15 protein-coding genes and 1 riboswitch are annotated in these 19,002 nt (G+C 68.6%); of the genes, 2 read left to right on the forward strand and 13 right to left on the reverse strand.

The window, feature by feature from the left end; genetic code table 11:
- Positions 1 to 11 precede the first annotated feature (11 nt).
- The 4 genes from SOM10_RS06055 to SOM10_RS06070 all read right to left on the reverse strand — a co-directional run bounded on the left by SOM10_RS06055 (position 12) and on the right by SOM10_RS06070 (position 4,197).
- Positions 12 to 1,052 (reverse strand): TerC family protein, encoded by a 1,041-nt coding sequence (locus SOM10_RS06055; protein ID WP_053099269.1) that lies wholly within the window; start codon positions 1,050 to 1,052, stop codon positions 12 to 14.
- Positions 1,053 to 1,289: 237 nt separating this feature from the next.
- Positions 1,290 to 2,087 (reverse strand): energy-coupling factor transporter transmembrane component T, encoded by a 798-nt coding sequence (locus SOM10_RS06060; RefSeq protein WP_320488963.1) that lies wholly within the window; start codon positions 2,085 to 2,087, stop codon positions 1,290 to 1,292.
- A complete protein-coding gene (locus tag SOM10_RS06065) occupies positions 2,084 to 3,622 on the reverse strand; it encodes an ABC transporter ATP-binding protein (RefSeq protein WP_414683569.1) in 1,539 nt (512 codons plus the stop codon). The genes SOM10_RS06060 and SOM10_RS06065 overlap by 4 nt, the downstream gene beginning before the upstream one ends.
- Positions 3,541 to 4,197 carry an ECF transporter S component gene (locus SOM10_RS06070; protein WP_053097984.1) on the reverse strand — a complete coding sequence of 219 codons (657 nt, stop codon included), beginning with the start codon at positions 4,195 to 4,197 and terminating at the stop codon, positions 3,541 to 3,543. Before SOM10_RS06070 ends, SOM10_RS06065 begins: the two co-directional genes overlap by 82 nt.
- A riboswitch (TPP riboswitch) is annotated at positions 4,191 to 4,300 on the reverse strand. Its footprint overlaps the gene before it by 7 nt.
- A gap of 83 nt (positions 4,301 to 4,383) precedes the next feature.
- Between SOM10_RS06070 and SOM10_RS06075 the strand changes: the two genes are divergently transcribed.
- Positions 4,384 to 5,847, forward strand: coding sequence for a D-alanyl-D-alanine carboxypeptidase (locus tag SOM10_RS06075; RefSeq protein ID WP_320488965.1), 1,464 nt, complete (start codon positions 4,384 to 4,386; stop codon positions 5,845 to 5,847).
- A 140-nt stretch (positions 5,848 to 5,987) separates the two neighbouring features.
- Here SOM10_RS06075 and SOM10_RS06080 read toward each other — a convergent pair whose 3' ends face one another.
- The 3 genes from SOM10_RS06080 to SOM10_RS06090 all read right to left on the reverse strand — a co-directional run bounded on the left by SOM10_RS06080 (position 5,988) and on the right by SOM10_RS06090 (position 11,220).
- Positions 5,988 to 8,234: an ABC transporter ATP-binding protein gene (locus tag SOM10_RS06080; RefSeq protein WP_320488966.1), complete on the reverse strand. Its 2,247-nt coding sequence runs from the start codon at positions 8,232 to 8,234 to the stop codon at positions 5,988 to 5,990.
- Positions 8,231 to 9,958, reverse strand: coding sequence for an ABC transporter ATP-binding protein (locus SOM10_RS06085; RefSeq protein ID WP_056280467.1), 1,728 nt, complete (start codon positions 9,956 to 9,958; stop codon positions 8,231 to 8,233). Before SOM10_RS06085 ends, SOM10_RS06080 begins: the two co-directional genes overlap by 4 nt.
- Before the next feature lie 200 nt (positions 9,959 to 10,158).
- Complete coding sequence (locus SOM10_RS06090) at positions 10,159 to 11,220, reverse strand: enoyl-CoA hydratase/isomerase family protein (RefSeq protein WP_320488967.1); 1,062 nt, start codon at positions 11,218 to 11,220, stop codon at positions 10,159 to 10,161.
- A gap of 121 nt (positions 11,221 to 11,341) precedes the next feature.
- Here SOM10_RS06090 and SOM10_RS06095 point away from each other — a divergent pair, with 121 nt between their 5' ends.
- The gene (locus tag SOM10_RS06095) at positions 11,342 to 13,144 is read left to right on the forward strand and encodes an ATP-binding cassette domain-containing protein (RefSeq protein WP_320488969.1); all 1,803 of its coding nucleotides are present in this window, start codon (positions 11,342 to 11,344) and stop codon (positions 13,142 to 13,144) included.
- A gap of 69 nt (positions 13,145 to 13,213) precedes the next feature.
- Here the strand turns inward: SOM10_RS06095 and SOM10_RS06100 are convergent, their stop codons facing one another.
- The 6 genes from SOM10_RS06100 to hemQ form a co-directional block, all read right to left on the reverse strand.
- Positions 13,214 to 13,663 carry a hypothetical protein gene (locus tag SOM10_RS06100; protein WP_053097989.1) on the reverse strand — a complete coding sequence of 150 codons (450 nt, stop codon included), beginning with the start codon at positions 13,661 to 13,663 and terminating at the stop codon, positions 13,214 to 13,216.
- 384 nt (positions 13,664 to 14,047) lie between these two features.
- Positions 14,048 to 15,376 carry a glutamate-1-semialdehyde 2,1-aminomutase gene (gene hemL, locus SOM10_RS06105; RefSeq protein ID WP_320488971.1) on the reverse strand — a complete coding sequence of 443 codons (1,329 nt, stop codon included), beginning with the start codon at positions 15,374 to 15,376 and terminating at the stop codon, positions 14,048 to 14,050.
- 111 nt (positions 15,377 to 15,487) lie between these two features.
- The gene (gene hemB, locus SOM10_RS06110) at positions 15,488 to 16,465 is read right to left on the reverse strand and encodes a porphobilinogen synthase (RefSeq protein ID WP_053097991.1); all 978 of its coding nucleotides are present in this window, start codon (positions 16,463 to 16,465) and stop codon (positions 15,488 to 15,490) included.
- Entirely contained in the window at positions 16,462 to 17,253 is a 792-nt protein-coding gene (locus tag SOM10_RS06115; RefSeq protein WP_053097992.1) for a uroporphyrinogen-III synthase, read from the reverse strand. The genes hemB and SOM10_RS06115 overlap by 4 nt, the downstream gene beginning before the upstream one ends.
- Complete coding sequence (gene hemC, locus SOM10_RS06120) at positions 17,250 to 18,266, reverse strand: hydroxymethylbilane synthase (protein ID WP_056280459.1); 1,017 nt, start codon at positions 18,264 to 18,266, stop codon at positions 17,250 to 17,252. The genes SOM10_RS06115 and hemC overlap by 4 nt, the downstream gene beginning before the upstream one ends.
- Before the next feature lie 7 nt (positions 18,267 to 18,273).
- Positions 18,274 to 18,951, reverse strand: a complete 678-nt coding sequence (gene hemQ / locus SOM10_RS06125) for a hydrogen peroxide-dependent heme synthase (RefSeq protein WP_053097994.1) — start codon at positions 18,949 to 18,951, stop codon at positions 18,274 to 18,276.
- Positions 18,952 to 19,002 lie beyond the last annotated feature (51 nt).

The following is a 19,002-nucleotide window of genomic DNA, read 5'->3' on the forward strand; positions in this document are numbered from 1 at the left end:
GCGCGACTGGTTCACGAGTGTTCCTTCTGGGTGTCGGTGGTGAGCGGTGCAGAGCTGGACGGATCAGGAGTGTCGAGCGCGTCGCGCTTGTCGTCGCGTCGCGTCTTCATGAGGCTCGCGACGGTGGCGACGGCGATCGTCGCGCCGATGAAGACGAGCGAGAACCAGATCGGGATCTCAGGCGCCCACAGCATCGGCTCGCCGCCGTTGATGAACGGGAGCTCGTTGACGTGCATCGCGTGCAGCACGAGCTTGACGCCGATGAACGCGAGGATGACCGCGAGACCCTGCGCGAGGTACACGAGGCGCTGCAGCAGGCCGCCGATGAGGAAGTACAGCTGGCGCAGGCCCATGAGGGCGAAGGCGTTGGCCGTGAAGACGATGTAGGCCTCTTCGGTCAGACCGTAGATGGCGGGGATCGAGTCGACCGCGAAGATCAGGTCGACGAAGCCGATCGCGATGATCACGAGGAACATCGGCGTGAAGAATCGCTTGCCGTCGCGCTGCACGGTCAGGCGGTCGCCGTTGTACTCGTCGCTCACCGGCAGGATACGGCGCACGAAGCGCATGAATCGGCCGTTGGCCGGGTTGTGGTCGCCCTGTGCGAACGCCTGGCGGTAGGCCAGGAACAGCAGCAGCGCACCGAAGAGGTAGAAGATCCAGGAGAAGTTCTCGATCAGCGTGGCGCCGAGCGCGATGAATCCACCGCGCATGATGAGCGCGATGACGATGCCGATCATCAGCACCTTCTGCTGATAGATGCGCGGCACGGCGAAGCCGGTCATCACGATGAGGAACACGAAGAGGTTGTCGATCGACAGCGCCTTCTCGGTCAGGTACCCGGCGAAGTACTCACCGCCGTACGTCCAGCCCGACACGGTGCCGATGCCGACGCCGAACAGCAGTGCCAGACCGATGTAGAACGCCGACCAGCGGGCGGACTCGCCGATGGTGGGCTCATGGGGCTTTCGCACGTGCGCGAAGAACTCGTACACGAAGAAGGCGATCGTGACGGCGATCGTGATGATCCACACGAGGGGGGTGATGTTCAAGGAGGTCTCCAGAAGACGAGGCGTGACGAGGTCGACGCCAAGGTCTTCTCCATCCTCGAGAACGAGGACCGGGGACCCGGGATGCAGGGACATCCGTAATGACGAGCCGCCCGTGGTGGAGTACTCCCCTTGGGTTCACTCGATGCTAGCGAATACATCGGCATTCCAGCTATGAGAAAGCTGAGTGGATGCTTCCGGTTCCGGTGGTTCGGGCGGCGATGTCAGGTCGTGGGCTCGTCAGGCGGTCGGGCCGAGGATGAAGTTCCACGCACCCGTGAGCACCGCCGCCGCGATCGCCACCGCCGGGATCACCGCCGCGACGATGACCAGCGCCGTGTCGCGTCGGTCCCACCTCGACTCCCGCGCCCACGAACGCGGTGCCGAGCCGCCGAAGCCGCGAGCCTCCATGGCCGTCGCCAGCGACGATCCACGACGGATCGCCAGCACGAACAGCGCGAACGCCATGCCGAGCGCACGACGGACCCGCCCCTCGTCGGCCACCCCGCGCGCACGCCGCGCGAGAGAGAGCGCCCGCCAGTCGTCGACGAGCAGGCCCAGCATCCGCATCCCCGCGAGCGCGCCGACGACGAATCGCGCAGGCAGCCTCACCCGCTGCGCCAGGTCGTCGGCGAGGTCGGTGGGGTCGACCGTGATGAAGAGCACCACCGCGGGGAGTCCGATCGCGAGCACGCGCACGGCGGTCGCCGCAGCGAGCGCGAGCGACCCGTCGCTGATGCGCACGACGAGCCACTCGACATGCACGGTGCCGCTGGTCGCGCCGTAGAGAGCGATCGTGACCGCACTGAGCGGCGCCGCGATCCACAGCACCGCGGTGCGGGTCCAGAACTCCTTCGCGCGCAGGCCTGCGAGCACGAGCAGAGGGATCTCGAGCAGCAGGGCGACGGATGCCGACACCACGTCGATCGTCAGCACGAGGGGCAGGGCGATGAGAAGCGCCGCGATGAGTTTCGCGAGGGCCGAGCGCGGGGCGATCGGACCGGATCGTTCGACGCGGGCGGTCAGCGGATCGATCATCGTCCCACCTCGATGCGCCGAGCGTGCAGAGCCTCGAGCACGGCCTCGTCATGACTGATCGCCACGATCGCCGTGCCCTCGTCGCGCAGACGTGCGATCAGGCCGACGATTTCGGCCCAGGTCGTCGCATCCTGCCCGAAGGTGGGCTCGTCGAGCACCAGCATCCGGGGCCGCGTGGCGAGGGCGGCGGCGACCGTGAGCCGCCGCTTCTCTCCGCCCGACAGGGTGTAGGGATTGGCTGCGGCGAGCGAGGTGAGCCGCAGTCTTTCGAGCAGGTCGTCGACTCGGGAGGCGATCTCGGCGTCCGGCAGCTTCAGCGCCCGCGGCCCGACCGACAGCTCGTCGCGCACGGTCTTGGCGAGCAGCTGGTGCTCGGGCGTCTGCATGACCGATGCGATGCGCGTGAGCAGCGCGCGCGACGACCAGTGGATGGGATCGGGCTTCTCTCCGGCGGCGAGGGGCGGCAGAGCGGCGACCCGACCTTCTTCGGCCGGGATCAATCCCGCGAGCGTGAGCCCGAGCGTCGATTTGCCTGCGCCGTTCGCGCCGGTGACCCCGAGCACCTCTCCGGCACGCACATCGACGTCGAACGGACCGGCGACGGCGAGCCCGCGCCTGCGAGACACGGTGAGACCACGGGCCTCCAGCAGCGTCGCTCCCGGCCGCTGCGCCGGTGCGGGCGGGACGGCGGGCGGGTGCCCGGGAACCCAGACACCGGATGCCGCGAGCTCCGCGCCCCGAGCGCCGAGGACCGCGTCCGGGCTGCCGTCGGCGAGCACGACCGTTCCATCCGGCTCGGCGCCGAGCACGATCACCCGGGTCACGAGCGGCAGCCAGATGTCGATGCGATGCTCGATGACCACGAGGGTCGCACTCGTCGCATCGAGGGCGGCGGCCACGGCATCCCGTACGTCCCGCACCCCCTCGGGGTCGAGGTTCGCCGTCGGTTCGTCGAGCAGGATGGCGCCCGGTCGCATCGCGAGCACGCCGGCGAGGGCGAGACGCTGCTTCTGACCGCCCGACAGCGCGGCCGTGGATCGATCGAGGTCGACGTCGAGCTCTACGGCGTCCAGCGCCGCGCGCACCCGCTGCCAGATCTCGTCTCGGGGGACGCCGAGGTTCTCGCAGCCGAAGGCGACGTCGTCGCCGACCCTCGCGAGGATCGTCTGCGTATCGGGATCCTGCAGGACCATCCCGACCCGTCCCCGGGCGTCGGTGGGCGGCACGCCGTCGACGAGCAGCGCACCGTGCGTCTCGCCCTCATCCGCACCGCCGAGCACCCCACCGAACCCCTGGAGCAGCGTCGACTTGCCCGAGCCGGAGGCGCCGAGCAGCAGCACCCGCTCCCCCGGCTCGATGCGCAGGTCGACGTCGCGCACCGCCCAGCGCCGTCGCGTCGCGTACCGCCACCCCCAGCCACGGGCTTCGAGGGTGGCGGGCGTCGTGAGCGAGCTCACACCCGTGCGGTGACCTCGCGGCCGGCGGCGAACCGGCTGAGGGCGCCCGTGGCGGCGAGGCCTCGGGCGATCAACCATGCCCCGAGTCCGGCGATGACCGCGCCCGAGATGGTCGTCGAGACGATGTAGACGCTCGTGAAGAGCGTGTCGGCGCCGGCGTACCAGAGGATGCGGTCGTTGATGCCGCAGGCGAGACCCGCACCGGCACCAGCCAGCATCGCGACAGGCAGCCGCCAGACGCCGTACAGGAAGATCAGGAACACCAGCTCTGCGCCGAGACCCTGTACGAGGCCCGAGACGATCGTGAGCGGGCCCCACGCGTTGCCGACGAGTGCTGAGATGATCGCGGCGACCAGCTCGGTGTACAGAGCGGCACCGGGCTTGCGGATGATCAGACCGCCGAGCACTCCGGCGATCAGCCAGGGGCCGGCGAGCAGGCCCTGAACACCGGGGAGCAGCGGCGTCAGGATGCTGCTCGGCACCTCGTAGCCGACGTTCCAGAGCAGGAAGATCATCGCGCATGCGACGGCGATGACACTCGCCACGACGATGTCGACGACCCGCCAGCGCCAGAGCTGCGGGCGACCGAGGCCCGTCGATGACTGCGTGGCCGATGCCGATCCCGTGGTGGATCCGGACGTGGATGTACTCATCTGTGACTCCTCCCTGCGCTGGCATGACCCAGATCAGGTTCGACGGTCGAAGCGCGATTCGCTCCCTCTCAGCCCGGCTCGCCGGACTCCCGTGGTTGTACCCACGATCTTACCCAGAGGCGACACCCCGCGTCCTCTCCCGCTGCAGCGACACGGATCCCCGCACGAGTTCGGTACCGTGAGGAGGTGACCGCTCCCGATTCCGCCGAGGCCACCGCCTCCGCCGTTCCTGCGGATGACGACGTCTCTGCGATCTTCACTCCTGAGGCGACTCCCCCCGCGCAGTGGGCGGAGGAAGACAGCGGCGGCACTCCCCTGACGTGGGTCGACCCGGTCGACGTGGCCCAGCACCCGGCGACCGACGCGCTCGATGACGCGCCGGCCGTGGAGAGCGGCGGTGCGCTGCTGACCGGAGCGCACCTGCGCCCGGCGATCGCCCGGCCCGGCGTGCTGGTGCCGCTCGGCGTCCTCGTCGGCTTGCTCGGCACCTACGCCGGATCGGCCATGCTGTGGCCGTTGCACGAGGTCGCGCCGACGGTTCAGGCCGTCGAGCTCGCCCCCGTCGCAGCGCCCGCTGCCGCGATCACCTTCCCTGCCCAGGGAAGCGCTGCCGTGGGGATCGGCGGCATCGGCACGACGTCATCGTCGCTCGACGCTGCCGCGATCGCAAGCGTCACCAAGGTCGTCTCGAGCTTGATGGTGCTCGAGCGGATGCCCCTCGCCGTGGGCGAGCAGGGCCCCGAGTTCTCGTTCACGCGAGCCGACAACCTGGCCTACTGGGACTACCGCCGCTCCGACCAGTCCGCGCTCGACGTGCCCGTGGGCGGTACTCTCACCGAGTTCCAGCTCCTCCAGGGAACGCTGCTCGGATCGGCCAACAACTACATCGACCGGCTCTCCGCGGAGATCTGGGGTTCCCCGTCGTCGTTCACCGCCGCAGCAGCTGTGTGGCTGCGCGACCGTGGTCTCGACGACATCACGATCATCACTCCGTCGGGCTTCGACGACCGCAACCGGGCCACACCCGAGTCGCTCGTCGCGTTGGCCGAGATCGCGATGCAGAACCCCGTCTTCGCCGGCATCGTCGGAACTCCGTCGGTCGATCTTCCGGGTGCGGGCACGGTGGTGAACACGAACGGGATGCTGGCGGACCCCGGCGTCGTCGGCGTCAAGACCGGCACGCTCGGCGACAGCTGGAACCTGTTGACCGCGAAGGTCGTCACTGTCGACGACACGACTGTGCATCTGTACGCGTCGGTTCTCGGTCAGGCCGACGACGCGCAGCGCCTCACGGAGACCCGTTCGCTGTTCACGCAGGTCGAGACGGCGCTGGAGCAGCAGACTCCCGCCGTCGCCGAGGGCACGGTCGTCGGCACCGTCACCACGGCGTGGGGCGCGAGCACCGATGTCGTCACGGATGCGGATGCCGATGTGGTCCTGTGGAACGGCGCCGTCGCCGAGACCTCGACGGACTTCTCACTCGGCGACAACCGCGAAGCGGGCGACGAGGTCGGCACGATGACGAGCGTCGGGCCGTTGAACACGGTGACCACGTCGCTGTCGCTCGCCGACGATGTCGATGCCCCGAGCCCGTGGTGGCGGCTGACCCACCCCCTCGAACTCCTCGGCATCACGGCCGACCAGCGCTGACGCGTCGTCCCTCCAGCGAAAGCCCGACGGACGCAGAACGCCTCGCCGCCCGGGATTCGGGAGGCGAGGCGTTCTGTCGTTTCAGGCGCTCTGTCGCTCTGGCGCTCTGGCGCTTCTGGCGCTTCTGGCGCTCTGGCGCTTCAGGCGCGTGAGGAGCCTCCGGCATCCGGCCGTTCGACCACTGCCTGCGCGGCCGCTGCCTCGGCAGCGGGAGTCTGCGCCCCCACCGAGACGCCGACCTGTGCCGACGCAGCCGCGTCTTCGGCGTCGCCGCTCATGACGACCGGAGTCGAGCCGGTGAGCGCGTCCTCTGCGTCGATGTCGGTCGCCGCCTGTTCGAACTGCGACTGGTAGAGGCGCCAGTAGGCGCCCTGCGCGGCGATGAGCTCGTCGTGCGTGCCCTTCTCGACGATGTCTCCGTGCTCCATCACGAGGATGAGGTCGGCGTCGCGGATGGTCGACAGGCGGTGCGCGATCACGAACGAGGTGCGTCCCTGTCGAAGCGCCGCCATCGCGTGCTGCAGCAGCAGCTCGGTGCGGGTGTCGACCGCCGACGTGGCCTCATCGAGGATCAGGATCGACGGCTGGGCCACGAACGCTCGCGCGATCGTGATCAGCTGACGCTCGCCCGCCGAGACGTTCGACGCGTCTTCGTCGAGCACGGTGTCGTAGCCCTCGGGGAGGGCATGCACGAAGCGATCCACATAGGTCGCCTTCGCCGCTTCGAGAACCTCGTCGTCGGTCGCGGTCGAGCGTCCGTACCGGATGTTCTCGCGGATGCTCCCGGCGAACAGCCACGGGTCCTGCAGGACCATGCCGGTGCGAGAGCGCAGCTGGTCACGCGTGACCTCGGAGATGTCCTGACCGTCGAGCAGGATGCGCCCGCCGTTCAGTTCGTAGAACCGCATGATGAGGTTGACGAGAGTGGTCTTGCCCGCCCCCGTCGGACCGACGATCGCGACCGTCTGACCGGGCTCGACCCGGAACGAGAGGTCGGTGATCAGCGGACGGTCGGGAGTGTACGAGAACGCGACGTTCTCGAACTCCACGACGCCCTTGCCGTCGGCGAGCTTCGGAGCATCCGCGTCGTCCGCTTCCTGCTCTTCGGTGTCGAGGAGCTCGAACACCCGCTCGGCCGATGCCGTACCGGACTGCACGACGGCCGCCATTCCACCGAGCTCGGACAGCGGCTGCGTGAATTGCTGCGAGTACTGGATGAACGCCTGCACGTCTCCGAGACGCAGCTGCCCGTTGGCGACCATGAGACCGCCGAGCACCGCGATGCCCACGTAGGTGAGGCTGCCGACGAAGGTCATCGCCGGCATGATGATGCCGGAGAGGAACTGCGCCTTGAAGCTGGCCTGGAACAGCTCCTCGTTCTCGCCCTGGAACTTCTCCAGCGCGTCCTGCTCGCGACCGAAGACCTTGACCAGCGCGTGACCGGAGAAGGCCTCTTCGACGCGAGCGTTCAGACGGCCGACCTTGCGCCACTGCGTGCCGAAGGCCTTCTGCGAGCGAGGGCCGATGACGCCGAAGATCACACCCATGAGCGGGAGCGCCACGAGCGCGACGAGAGCGAGCTGCCAGGAGATCGAGAACATCAGGACCAGCACGCCCACGACCGTGAGTACGGCCGTGATCGCGCCGGACAGCGACTGCTGCATGGTCTGGGTGATGTTGTCGATGTCGTTGGTCACGCGCGAGATCAGATCACCGCGCTGCACCTTGTCGAAGTACGACAGGGGCAGACGGTTGATCTTCGCCTCGACCTGCTCGCGCAGACGCCACATGGTGCGGACCATGATGACGTTGATGACGTAACCCTGGATCCAGCTGAGGAAGGCGGCGGTGACATAGATCGCCAGCACGGCGATGATGATCCACCGCAGCGCGTCGAAGTCGACACCGTCACCGACACGGAAGGCGCCGAGGGCCTCGACCTGGTTGGCGAAGTCGTCCTGCCCTCCCTGGCGGAGTGCCGCGACGACATCGTCCTGCGGAGTGCCGGCGGGGAACCCGGGGAAGTCCCCGTTCGCCTGCGCGAGCTGCACGGAGATGAAGCCCTTGTAGATGAGGTTCGTGGCCTCACCGAGCACCTTCGGCGCCGCGACCGTGAGCACGACGCCGACGGCGCCGGCGATCGACACCAGGATGAACCAGACGGCCGACGGCTTGAGCAGCCCGATCATCCGGCTGAAGCTCTTGCCGAAGTTGTCGGCCTTTCCGGGAGCGACGCTGTCCCAGCCGCCGCCGTCCTGGCGCGCCTTCTCGGCGAGCTCGGCCTCGTACTTCTCTTCGTCTGTCAGCGCCGGCTCGACCGCAGTGGTCGTGTCCGCCGCCTTGGCCGCGCGACCGCGGCGGGTCCGGGGAGCGTCCTGCTCGCTCATGCGTCCACCCCCAGCTGCGATTCGACGATCTCTCGGTAGGTCGTGCTGGTCTCGAGAAGCTCCTCGTGCGTGCCGACGCCGACCATGGTGCCCCCTTCGAGGACGACGATGCGGTCCGCATCGGTGATGGATGAGACGCGCTGCGCGACCACGATCTTGGTCACGTGCGGCAGTTCACGCCACAGCGCCTGCCTCAGCCGGGCGTCGGTGGTGAGGTCGAGCGCGGAGAACGAGTCGTCGAAGACCAGGATCTGCGGCTGACGGACGATCGCGCGGGCGATCGCCAGGCGCTGACGCTGACCTCCCGAGACGTTGGTGCCGCCCTGGGTGATCCTCGAGTCGAGCCCCTGGGGCATCTCCTCGACGAAGTCGCGTCCCTGAGCGATCTCCAGCGCATGCCAGAGCTCTTCGTCGGTCGCGTCCTCGCGGCCGTACCGGAGGTTCGAGGCCACCGTTCCGGTGAAGAGGAACGGACGCTGCGGAACGAGGCCGATGGTCGCCCACAGCGACTCGACGTCGGCGTCGCGCACATCGGCGCCGCCGACGAAGACGGCTCCGCCGGAGACGTCGAAGAGTCGCGGGATCAACGACACGAGGGTCGTCTTGCCGGCACCGGTCGATCCGACGATCGCCACCGTCTCGCCGGGCTCGGCCGCGAAGCTGATGCCCTTGAGAACGGGAGAGTCGGCGCCCGGGTAGGTGAACTCGACGCCGTCGAAGGCGACCGAACCGGGTGTCGGGAAGTCGGTCACGCCGTCGGCCGGCCGCACCATGCTCGACTGCGTCTCGAGCACCTCTCCGATGCGCTCGGCCGACACTGCCGCGCGCGGGATCATGATCGCCATGAAGCTGGCCATGATGACGCCGCCCATGATCTGGCCGATGTACTGCATGAAGGCGAAGATCGTGCCGACCTGCACCGTGCCGCTGTTGACCTCGATGCCGCCGAACCACACGACCGCCACGATCGTGACGTTGAGGATGAGCATGAACAGCGGGAACAGCAGGACGAACAGCGAGCCGACCTTGCGGCCGACCACCATGATGTCGGTGTTGGCACCGCGGAAGCGCTCTTCTTCGATGCCCTCTCGGACGAAGGCACGGACCACGCGCACGCCGGTGAGCTGCTCGCGCAGCACGCGGTTCACGGTGTCGAGCTTGCCCTGATAACTGCGGAAGAGCGGAACCATGCGGCTGACGACGAGACCGGCGACGATCAGCAGCAGCGGGACGGACACGGCGATGAGCCAGCTCAGGCCGATGTTCGTCTGCACGGCGAAGATGATGCCGCCGATCGCGAGCAGCGGCGCGGTGACGAGCATCGTCGCGCCCATCATCGCGAGCATCTGCACCTGCTGCACGTCGTTCGTGTTGCGGGTGATGAGCGAGCCGGCGCCGAACTGCGACACCTCTCGCTCGGAGAATCCGCTGACCTTGGCGAAGACGTCGGCACGGATGTCGCGCCCCGCACCCATCGACGCGCGAGCCGCGAAGTAGGTCGCGATGACCGACGCGATGATCTGGCCGAGCGAGACGGCGAGCATGAAGAGCCCGGTGCGCCAGATGTAGGCGGTGTCGGACTGGGCCACGCCCTTGTTGATGATGTCTTCGTTCAGGCGCGGGAGGTAGAGGGTGGCCAGAGCGCTGGCGAATTGGAACACCAGCACGGCGACGAGCAGCCACTTATAGCGGGCGAGATAACGGAGGAGGATTTTTCCCAGCACAGGCGGACTTTCTAGGAAGGATGAATCGGCGGATCTCCCGACGGGCGGACGCAGGCCGACGATCGCGCACATGCAAGGGTGGCACGAACTCCGGACATTCGTATCCCCCTGTGGGCGGACCTTCGCTCACAGCGAACCATTTCGGGCGCGGCCAGCGGTTTATGCACCGCGGCGAACAACCGCGGATATATCGAAATGCTCTAGAAGAGGGGGTCTTCGGGCGTGAAGTGTCGCGCGTCGGCGCCGGGGTCTGCAGGCAGTTCGGAGATCGTCGCCGGGTTCCACTTCGGATTGCGGTCCTTGTCGATCAGCTGCGCCCGGATCCCCTCCACGAGGTCGGGATGCCGCAGGACGAACCACATCACGCGGCGATACTCACTCTCCAGGGCGGCACGCAGGTTCGGCAGCGCACGTGCTTCCCGCACGGCGTCGAGCGTGACGGCCAGCCCGGTGGGCGCCAGGCTCTCGAGCAGATCCGCGGTCGCCGCGGCATCCGGGGCCTCGTCCGCGCGCAGCCGTGACACGATCTCCGCGACCGTGTCGGCGGAGAACGCGTGGTCGATCCATTCCCGAGAGGCCGGAAGCGTCGACGGATCGGGAGTCTCGTCGAACAGCAGCACGATCTCGGCCGGTCCTGTCGGATCGGCACGATACGCGAGTGCCTCGCGCAGCGCGTCGAGGCGATCGGAGGGCACGAAATGGTCGGCGAAGCCGAGCAGTACGGCATCCGCTCCGTTCATCGACGCCCCCGTGAGCCCGAAGTACTCGCCGAACCGCCCAGGAGCGCGTGACAGCAGCCACGTGCCGCCCACGTCGGGCGTGAAGCCGATCCGCGTCTCCGGCATCGCGAGCTTCGATCGCTCGGTCACGATGCGGATGGCCGCGTGGCCCGACAGTCCGACGCCTCCGCCCATCGTGATGCCGTCGGCGACGGTGACCACGGGCTTCGAGTACTCGGCGATCATCGCGTTCAGCGCGTACTCCGCGCGGAAGAACTCCGCCGTCTCATCGGATCGGCCCTCCACGATCTGCGCGTGAAGTCCCCGCACATCGCCGCCGGCGCACATGCCTCGGTCGCCTTCGCCGTCGATCAGCACGATCTGCACATCGGTGTCGTGCCGCCACCGCTCCAGCGTGCGCGTGATCTCCTGGACCATGCCGAAGTCGAGCGCGTTGATCGCTTCCGGTCGGTTCAGGGTCAGCCTGCCGAGGGCTCCCTCGGTACGGACGAGGACCCGGGAAGCGGCGCTGGATTCGGTCACGATTGCCAGGCTACCCGGTGGATTGAGCCTTGCATCCGGCCGTGTCTGTACGGTAAATGCACGATCCGGCGGCTTTTCCGGCAGGATAGACAGAACTGCCCACTGCAACGAGAGGTCGCAGATGCCCGACGGACAGGTGCTCGAGTTCACGCACGTCACGAAGCGGTTCAACGACGTGACGGCGGTGTCCGACTTCTCCGCGCGGGTCGAGCCCGGCGTCGTGACCGCTTTCCTCGGCCCGAACGGCGCCGGAAAGACCACCACGCTGCGCATCCTCCTCGGTCAGGTGCGCGCCACGAGCGGCACCGCCACGATCGGCGGAGTCGCACATCCTGAACTGCGTCACCCGCTGCGCACCATCGGCTCCGTCCTCGAGGAGACCGCCTACCGCCCGCGGCGTTCGGCGGCCCGCCAGCTGACCATCGCGGCCAAGGCCAACGGCATCCCGCTCTCGCGTGTCGACGAGGTCCTCTCTCTCGTCGGGCTCGAGCACGAAGCGGAAGGACGCATCGGCAGCTTCTCGCTCGGGATGCGGCAGCGGCTGAGCGTCGCGCACGCGCTGCTGGGCGACCCTGGCGCGCTCGTCTTCGACGAGCCGGCGAACGGGCTCGACCCCGAGGGCATCCGGTGGATCCGACTCCTCCTGCGCCGCCTCGCCGATGAGGGCCGCACGGTTCTCGTCTCCTCACATGTGCTGAGCGAGATCGAGCAGGTCGCAGACCATGTGCTCGTGCTCTCGAAGGGCCAGCTGGTCCTCTCGAGCGGCATCGAGAAGCTGGCCGACCCGTCCGCCGGATCCGTGGTGGTCGACGCCGAGGACCGCGCCGCCCTGAAGGCGGCGCTCTCGGCCGCCGGCCTCGAGGTCGAGGTGCTCCGCTCGGGTCTCACGGTCCGCGGCAGCAATGCCGGCGCCGTCGGCGCCATCGCCGCATCGGCCGGCATCGCTCTGGCGACCCTGGTGCAGCGCGGCCCGACGCTCGAAGACGTCTTCATCGAGCTCGTGCGCGGCGGGAGACTCGCCCCGCATGCCATCACGGCTGCACCGGTCATCGAGTCGGAGACGCCGGTCGCGGATGCGCCAACGCCGCTCGCGGCGGTCCCTGCGACGCCCGACGCTCAGGACGTGTCCGGTCCGAGTGCCCCCGATTCTGCTGCGTCCGACGCCGTTGCGTCCGATGCCGACGCGTCCGAAGCCGACTCGTCCGAAGCCGACTCGTCCGGTTCCGACGCCGAACGCGCGGAGGCCGATGCGGCCGACGTCGAGGCTGACGCCGCCGCGGATGCAGCGGATGCGGCTCGCGACATCGAGTACGCCGCGGCGGAGCTCGGCTACGCAGCGGACGCCTCGGATGCGAACGACGCCGAGGATGCGGCTGATGTGGCCTCCGACGCCGCGCATGCGGGCGGTGACGAGGTCTCCGGCGACGACGACTCGACGGGGGAATCGACCCAGCACGAGACCCCGGCCGAGGAGCGCCCTCAGCCCTCCTTCGACGACATCCTCTTCGGCACGACCCCTGTCGATGCTCCCACCGATCCCGATGTGCCCTCGGCGGCCGAGAGCGGCGCGGAGGAGCACTCCGGCGTCGAGTTCTTCGGCGACGCGCACGACTCCGAAGACGCGTCGGAGTCGTCGGATGACGTCGCCGCGCCGTCTGACGATGACCCCCGATCCGCGGCCGTCACCTCGATGCTCGCTGCAGCAGCGCGCGCGTACTACGAGGACGAGCCGAAGGACTATCCGCTCGGAGACGCAGACGCATCAGCCGACGCGCAGGCGACGACGGATGCTGAAGGCGAGCACCACGAGGGCGAGCACCACGACGGCGATCACCACGAGCACCACGAAGGTCAGCACCACGAAGGTGAGCACCACGAGGGCGAGCACCACGAGCACCACGAAGGTGAGCACGACCGCTCCTGAGGTCGCTCCCCCATTGCGAACGCCCTCCGCGCCATAAGGCTGCGGAGGGCGTTTCCCGTTCCGTGAAGGTCAGGCGGGACGCGGGCGGATCACTGGGCGGCGGCTGCCCTTCGAGACCGGCGTGGGTGACGTCGCCACGATCTCCTCGACGTCCGCCGGCTCATCCGACACATCGAGTCGGAGCGCTTGGGTCAGGGCGAGGCCGTGCCTCGTCGTGAGGATCAGACGCCGGTACTGCGCGTCCCCGGAGAGATCGATGACCACGCTGGGACGACGTTTGCGGATGAGGACGAAGTCGACGCTGCCTGCGGCCTTCCACGTGCCTGCGGCGAGCACTCCGGGGATGTGCGTCCCCGGGTTCGGCACGCCACGCAACCAGGTCCACGCATCATCGATGAGCTGGACCTTGGTGATGGTGTCGCGCACGAGCCGCACGTTGTCCCGGTGGAAGCTCGCCGCACGCTCGATCGGCGAGAGCACGATCTCGAGTTGCGTCTGGTCCAGCAGCAACGTCACCATGCGTCCAGTCTGCCAGCGGCACCCTTCCAGATGTCTGTGTCTTGTTCACAGGAAGGCAACGATCCGTTGTCGGTTCCCACGATTCCACCCCTTTTCCATTCCGGTGTTCCGCTCGACTTTCGAACAAATCTACTAGATTCGGAACATGACATTCGCCACCGACCCCGGCCTCGAGCAGCGTGCAGCGTGCAGAGCTTCTCGACTCCTGGGTCGAGAAGCGGCGGCAGATCGCGGCTGGAGGACGAACAGCCGGTCGCATCGCTCAGGGCAGCATCGAGTATGCCTTCACGGATGCTGCTTTCCTCGAGCGGGGCCACCCGCGCGTCCTGGAGGCCTTCCGCGAGGGAGCCGTCACGGCGGACGGCGGCTGGGGGTCAGCTCCGCTCAGGCAGTCGCGGCGGCATCAGCTGCGGCGCGCGCAGCCACGGGCAGAGCTGCCTCGATGCGCTGCAGCTCTTCCTCACCGTGAGCGGCGGTGAGGAACCACGCCTCGAACACGCTCGGAGGGAGCGCCACGCCCTGCTCGCGCATCGCATGGAAGAACGGGGCGTACCGGAACGACTCCTGCGCCTGAGCCTCGCTGTAGTCGCGAGGTGCAGATCCGCGGAAGGAGGCGCTGAAGAGGTTGCCGGCATGGGCGACGGCGTGGGTCGCACCGGCCTCCGTGAGCGCCTCATCCAGGGCGCGGGAGACTCGCGCTGCGGCCGCGTCGACGGTCGCGTACACCTCCGGCGTGGCGAGGCGCAGCGTCGCGAGACCCGCGGCGACAGACAGCGGGTTACCCGACAGCGTGCCCGCCTGGTAGACGGGTCCCAGAGGAGCGAGAAGGTCCATGATCTCCGCACGGCCTCCGAGCGCAGCCAGCGGCATCCCTCCGCCGACGACCTTGCCGAAGGTGATGATGTCGGGCAGATAGTCCTCACCGGCGGCCGCCTGGAGCCCCCAGAAGCCCGCCGGGTGCACGCGGAAGCCCGTCAGCACCTCGTCGAGGATCAGCAGGGCGCCATGCGCGTGAGCGGTCTCGGCGAGCAGGCGGTTGAACCCCGGCAGCGGCGGAACGACACCCATGTTCGCCGCTGCGGCCTCGACGATCACCGCTGCGATGCGCGGGCCGTGCTCGGCGAACACAGCTGCCAGAGCGTCGGGATCGTTGTAGTCGATCACCAGCGTCTGAGCCGCGATGGGCGCAGGCACACCCGCGGAACCCGGAAGCGCGAGCGTCGCGACACCGGAGCCCGCCGCGGCGAGCAGACCGTCGGAGTGCCCGTGATAGTGCCCGGCGAACTTCACCAGCAGGTCGCGTCCGGTGGCGCCGCGGGCGAGGCGGATCGCCGTCATGGTCGCTTCGGTTCCGGTCGACACGAGCCGCACCCGCTCCACCGGCCGAACCTCCCCGAACCGCACGCGGTCGGCGATCAGCTGAGCGAGCTCGACTTCGCCCTCCGTGGGAGCGCCGAACGAGAGGCCTCGGGTGGCCGCTTCCTGCACGGCGGCGACGACATCCGGCTGCGCGTGGCCGAGCAGCGCCGGCCCCCAGGATGCCACGAGGTCGACGTAGCGGTTGCCTGCGGCATCCGTCACCGTCGCGCCGCTCGCCGAGGCGAGGAAGCGCGGCGTGCCGCCGACCGAGCCGTACGCGCGCACCGGCGAGTTCACCCCTCCGGGGATCACCGTGCGGGCAGCGGAGAACAGGTCGTCATTGCGGTCGGTCACAGCACACTCCTCAACGATGCGCGGACCTCTCCCGGCATCCCATCCAGGCTAATGCGCCGACCTGAGGGCGGGACTCAGATCGACGGGGCTCTCAGCGAAGGCGTGCGCGACTCAGCCGCGCAGCCAGCGGGCGGCCTCGGTCGCCCAGTAGGTCAGGACGACGTCAGCACCCGCACGGCGGATCGAGAGCAGCGACTCGAGGACCGATGCACGACGATCGATCCAGCCGTTCGCAGCGGCCGCCTCGATCATCGCGTACTCACCGGAGACCTGATATGCCCACACAGGAATGTGGACGGTGTCGCGCACCTCCCGCAGCACATCGAGGAACGCCATCGCCGGCTTCACCATGACGATGTCGGCGCCTTCCTCCTCGTCGACGACGGCCTCGCGCACACCCTCGCGACGATTGCCCGGGTCGAGCTGATAGGTACGACGGTCGCCCGTGAGCTGCGAGTCGACGGCTTCACGGAACGGGCCGTAGAACGCGCTCGCGTACTTGGCGGCATACGCGAGCAGCAGCACGTCGGTGTAGCCGTCCGAGTCGAGCGCCTCGCGGATGACCGCGACCTGGCCGTCCATCATCCCCGACAGACCGAGCAGCTGCGAGCCGGCGCGCGCCTGCGAGAGCGCCATGGAGGCGTACCGCTCGAGGGTCGCATCGTTGTCGACCGACCCGTCAGCTGCGAGAACGCCGCAGTGACCGTGATCGGTGAACTCGTCGAGGCAGAGATCCGTCTGCACCACGAGTGCATCGCCCACCTCGGCGGCCAGCGCCTCGGTCGCGACATTGAGGATCCCCTGGGGGTCGTCGGCGCCCGAGCCCTGAGCGTCGCGCACGGCGGGCACGCCGAACAGCATCACACCGCCGACACCCGCCTCGGCAGCCTCGGTCGCGGCGGCCCGCAGAGAGTCGAGCGAATGCTGCGCGACTCCCGGCATCGATCCGATGGGCGCGGCCTCGGTGAGTCCCTCGCGAACGAACAGTGGAAGCACCAGCTGACGGGGCTCGATCGAGGTCTCGCGCACCAGTCCACGGACTGCAGCAGACTGGCGGAGGCGGCGCAGTCGTACGTCGGGGAAGCTCACGGTGCCAACTCGTCCGCCGCGTGCGGGAGGGTGTAGCTCGACACCGCGTCGATCAGCGCGTCCACAGTCTGACGGTCGGCGACGACGGTGATCGGCAGACCTGCCCGATCGGCATCCTTCGCGGTGCGCGGACCGATGGCCGCCAGCAGCGTGTCGTCCGGGATCAGCGGGAACTGCTCGCGCACCTGTTCGGCGACCGAACCGCTCGTGATCAGGATCGCGTTGATCCGTCCGTTCTCGACATCACGCTTGATGCGCTCCGTGACCGGGACGCCGACCGTGCGATATGCCACAACGCTGTCGACATCGTGACCGGCCTCCTGCAGGAGGACGCTGAGCACGGGCTTCGCGATCTCGCTGCGCAGCGCCAGGATGCGACGAGGCTCGGTCTCGAGGGCGATGAGCTGCTCGGCCATGCCCGCTGCCGAATTGTCTTCGTCCGGCACCATCGCGACTTCGTAGCCGACCGCCTGCAGGGCGGCGGCGGTCGTCTCGCCGACGGCCGCGATCTTCGTGCGGCGCGGGACGATCGCGCGGTGCGCGAACATCACGTCGACGGTCGTCGCACTCGTCACCGTCAGCCAGTCGTACTCTCCATCCGCGAGCCGGGTGAGAGCGACGTCCAGGGCTGCCTGGTCGGTGGTGGCGGCGAAATTGATCAGCGGTGCCACGACGGGCACCGCGCCACGGGAGCGCAGACTGGCGGCGACACCGTCGCCCCACGGCCCTCCGCGGGGTACGAGGATGCGCCAGCCGTCCAGCGGTCGGTCCTGCTTCGAATTGGTCATGATGAGGAATGCTCTCGGGAGACGAGGTCGGCCGCCCCTTGCTCGAGCAGCCGATGGGCGACAGACAACCCGATCTCGCGTGCTGCGTGCATCGGGTCTGCACCACCGGCAGCATCCGCTCCATTGCCGCTGCCGTTCCGACGAATATACTCCCCGTTCACGGCTTCGGTGACGTCGAGGCCGATACGGCGCCCACCGTCGGTGGCGTAGACGACTGTCCTGATGCGGATCTCGTCGCCCTCGACGACCGCATGTGCGGCCATCGGCGCCTGGCATCCGGCATCCAGCCCCTCGAGAACGGCACGCTCGACGGTCACCGCCAGACGCGTGTCGAAGTCGTCGAGCTCGGCGAGCGCGGCGAGCAGCTCTGCGGGGGCATCCGTGCGCGTCTCCACGGCGAGCGATCCCTGCCCCGGCGCTGTCGGCCATTCGGAGAGGCCCAGCTCTTCGCGGCGCAGCGGGGAGTCCGTGCCGAGGCGCGACAGACCGGCCGCAGCCAGGATCACCGCATCCAGTTCGCCGGACGCTACTCGCTGCAGACGAGAATCGACGTTGCCGCGGATGTCCACGACCTCCGCGTGCGGAGCCCTCCGGTGCACCTGCGCGATGCGCCGGGGGGATCCCGTGCCCACCTTGCTGCCGGAACGGAGCTGGTGCAGCGGTGTGCCGCCGCGAGTGATCGCGACGTCGCGCGCGTCCTCACGCACCGGGGTCGCTGCGATGACGAGACCGTCGGGGATCGCGGTGGGAAGGTCCTTGAGCGAATGCACGAGGAAGTCGCACTCGCCGGCGAGCAGGGCCTCTCGCAGACGCGTGGCGAAGATGCCCTGACCGCCGATCTCCGACAGAGACGCACGATTCGTGTCGCCCTCGCTGGTGATCGGCACGAGCTCGACGGGCCGCCCCGAGATCTTCTCGAGCGCGGCGGCGACGTGCCCCGACTGCGCCTGGGCGAGCGCGCTGCGGCGGGTGCCCAATCGGATCGGGGAGGAGGTCTGACTCTGAGTGTTCATCGTCGACCTACTGCAGCACGTCCGCGATCTCGTCGAACCGGAGACGTCGACCCGTGTAGAACGGGACCTCCTCCTTCACGTACAGGCGCGCGTCGGTGTAGCGCAGGTCGCGCATGAGATCGACCAGCTCGGTGACCTCGTCGGCTTCGAGCGGCAGGATCCATTCGTAGTCGCCCAGGGCGAACGCGGCGACCGTGTTCGCGATGACCCCGGTGAACGCCGCTCCCTTGCGTCCGTGATCGGCGAGCATCTTCCGGCGCTCCTCTTCGGGCGCGAGATACCACTCCGGCGTGCGGACGAACGGGTACAGGCACAGCCAGTCCTTCGGCTCCACGCCGCGAAGGAATCCCGGGACGTGAGCCCGGTTGAACTCGGCATCGCGGTGCACGCCCATGACGTTCCAGACCGGCAGCAGGGTGCGCAGCAACTCGGTGCGGCGGAGGCGGCGGAGAGCCTTCTGCAGGTCTTCGGCAGTGTCGCCGTGCAGCCACACGAGCAGATCGGCGTCCGCCTTCAGGCCCGAGACGTCGTAGAAGCCGCGGACCGTGACGCCGGAGTCCTCGATGTACGAGACGATCGTCTCGAGCTCCGTGGAGTCGGACTCGGTGACAGCCACATCGGGGTTTCGTCGCCAGACTGCCCAGAGGGTGAAGCCGGACGGGTTCTCTTCGCGCGCATCGGACATGGATCCAGTCTGCCCCCTTTGTGAAGCACTCGCGAACGCGAGTCAGGATGC

It is taken from the genome of Microbacterium sp. CFBP9023, assembly GCF_034045055.1.
In the GTDB taxonomy this organism is placed as follows: domain Bacteria; phylum Actinomycetota; class Actinomycetes; order Actinomycetales; family Microbacteriaceae; genus Microbacterium.

What these genes read in the sequence shown, in the direction of transcription:
- hemC (WP_056280459.1), bottom strand. Translation starts at nt 18,266, where the DNA reads ATGAACACTCAGAGTCAGACCTCCTCCCCGATCCGATTGGGCACCCGC.
- SOM10_RS06115 (WP_053097992.1), bottom strand. Translation starts at nt 17,253, where the DNA reads ATGACCAATTCGAAGCAGGACCGACCGCTGGACGGCTGGCGCATCCTC.
- SOM10_RS06060 (WP_320488963.1), bottom strand. Translation starts at nt 2,087, where the DNA reads ATGATCGATCCGCTGACCGCCCGCGTCGAACGATCCGGTCCGATCGCC.
- SOM10_RS06080 (WP_320488966.1), bottom strand. Translation starts at nt 8,234, where the DNA reads ATGAGCGAGCAGGACGCTCCCCGGACCCGCCGCGGTCGCGCGGCCAAG.
- SOM10_RS06100 (WP_053097989.1), bottom strand. Translation starts at nt 13,663, where the DNA reads ATGGTGACGTTGCTGCTGGACCAGACGCAACTCGAGATCGTGCTCTCG.
- SOM10_RS06095 (WP_320488969.1), top strand. Translation starts at nt 11,342, where the DNA reads ATGCCCGACGGACAGGTGCTCGAGTTCACGCACGTCACGAAGCGGTTC.
- SOM10_RS06065 (WP_414683569.1), bottom strand. Translation starts at nt 3,622, where the DNA reads ATGGTTGATCGCCCGAGGCCTCGCCGCCACGGGCGCCCTCAGCCGGTT.
- hemQ (WP_053097994.1), bottom strand. Translation starts at nt 18,951, where the DNA reads ATGTCCGATGCGCGCGAAGAGAACCCGTCCGGCTTCACCCTCTGGGCA.
- SOM10_RS06070 (WP_053097984.1), bottom strand. Translation starts at nt 4,197, where the DNA reads ATGAGTACATCCACGTCCGGATCCACCACGGGATCGGCATCGGCCACG.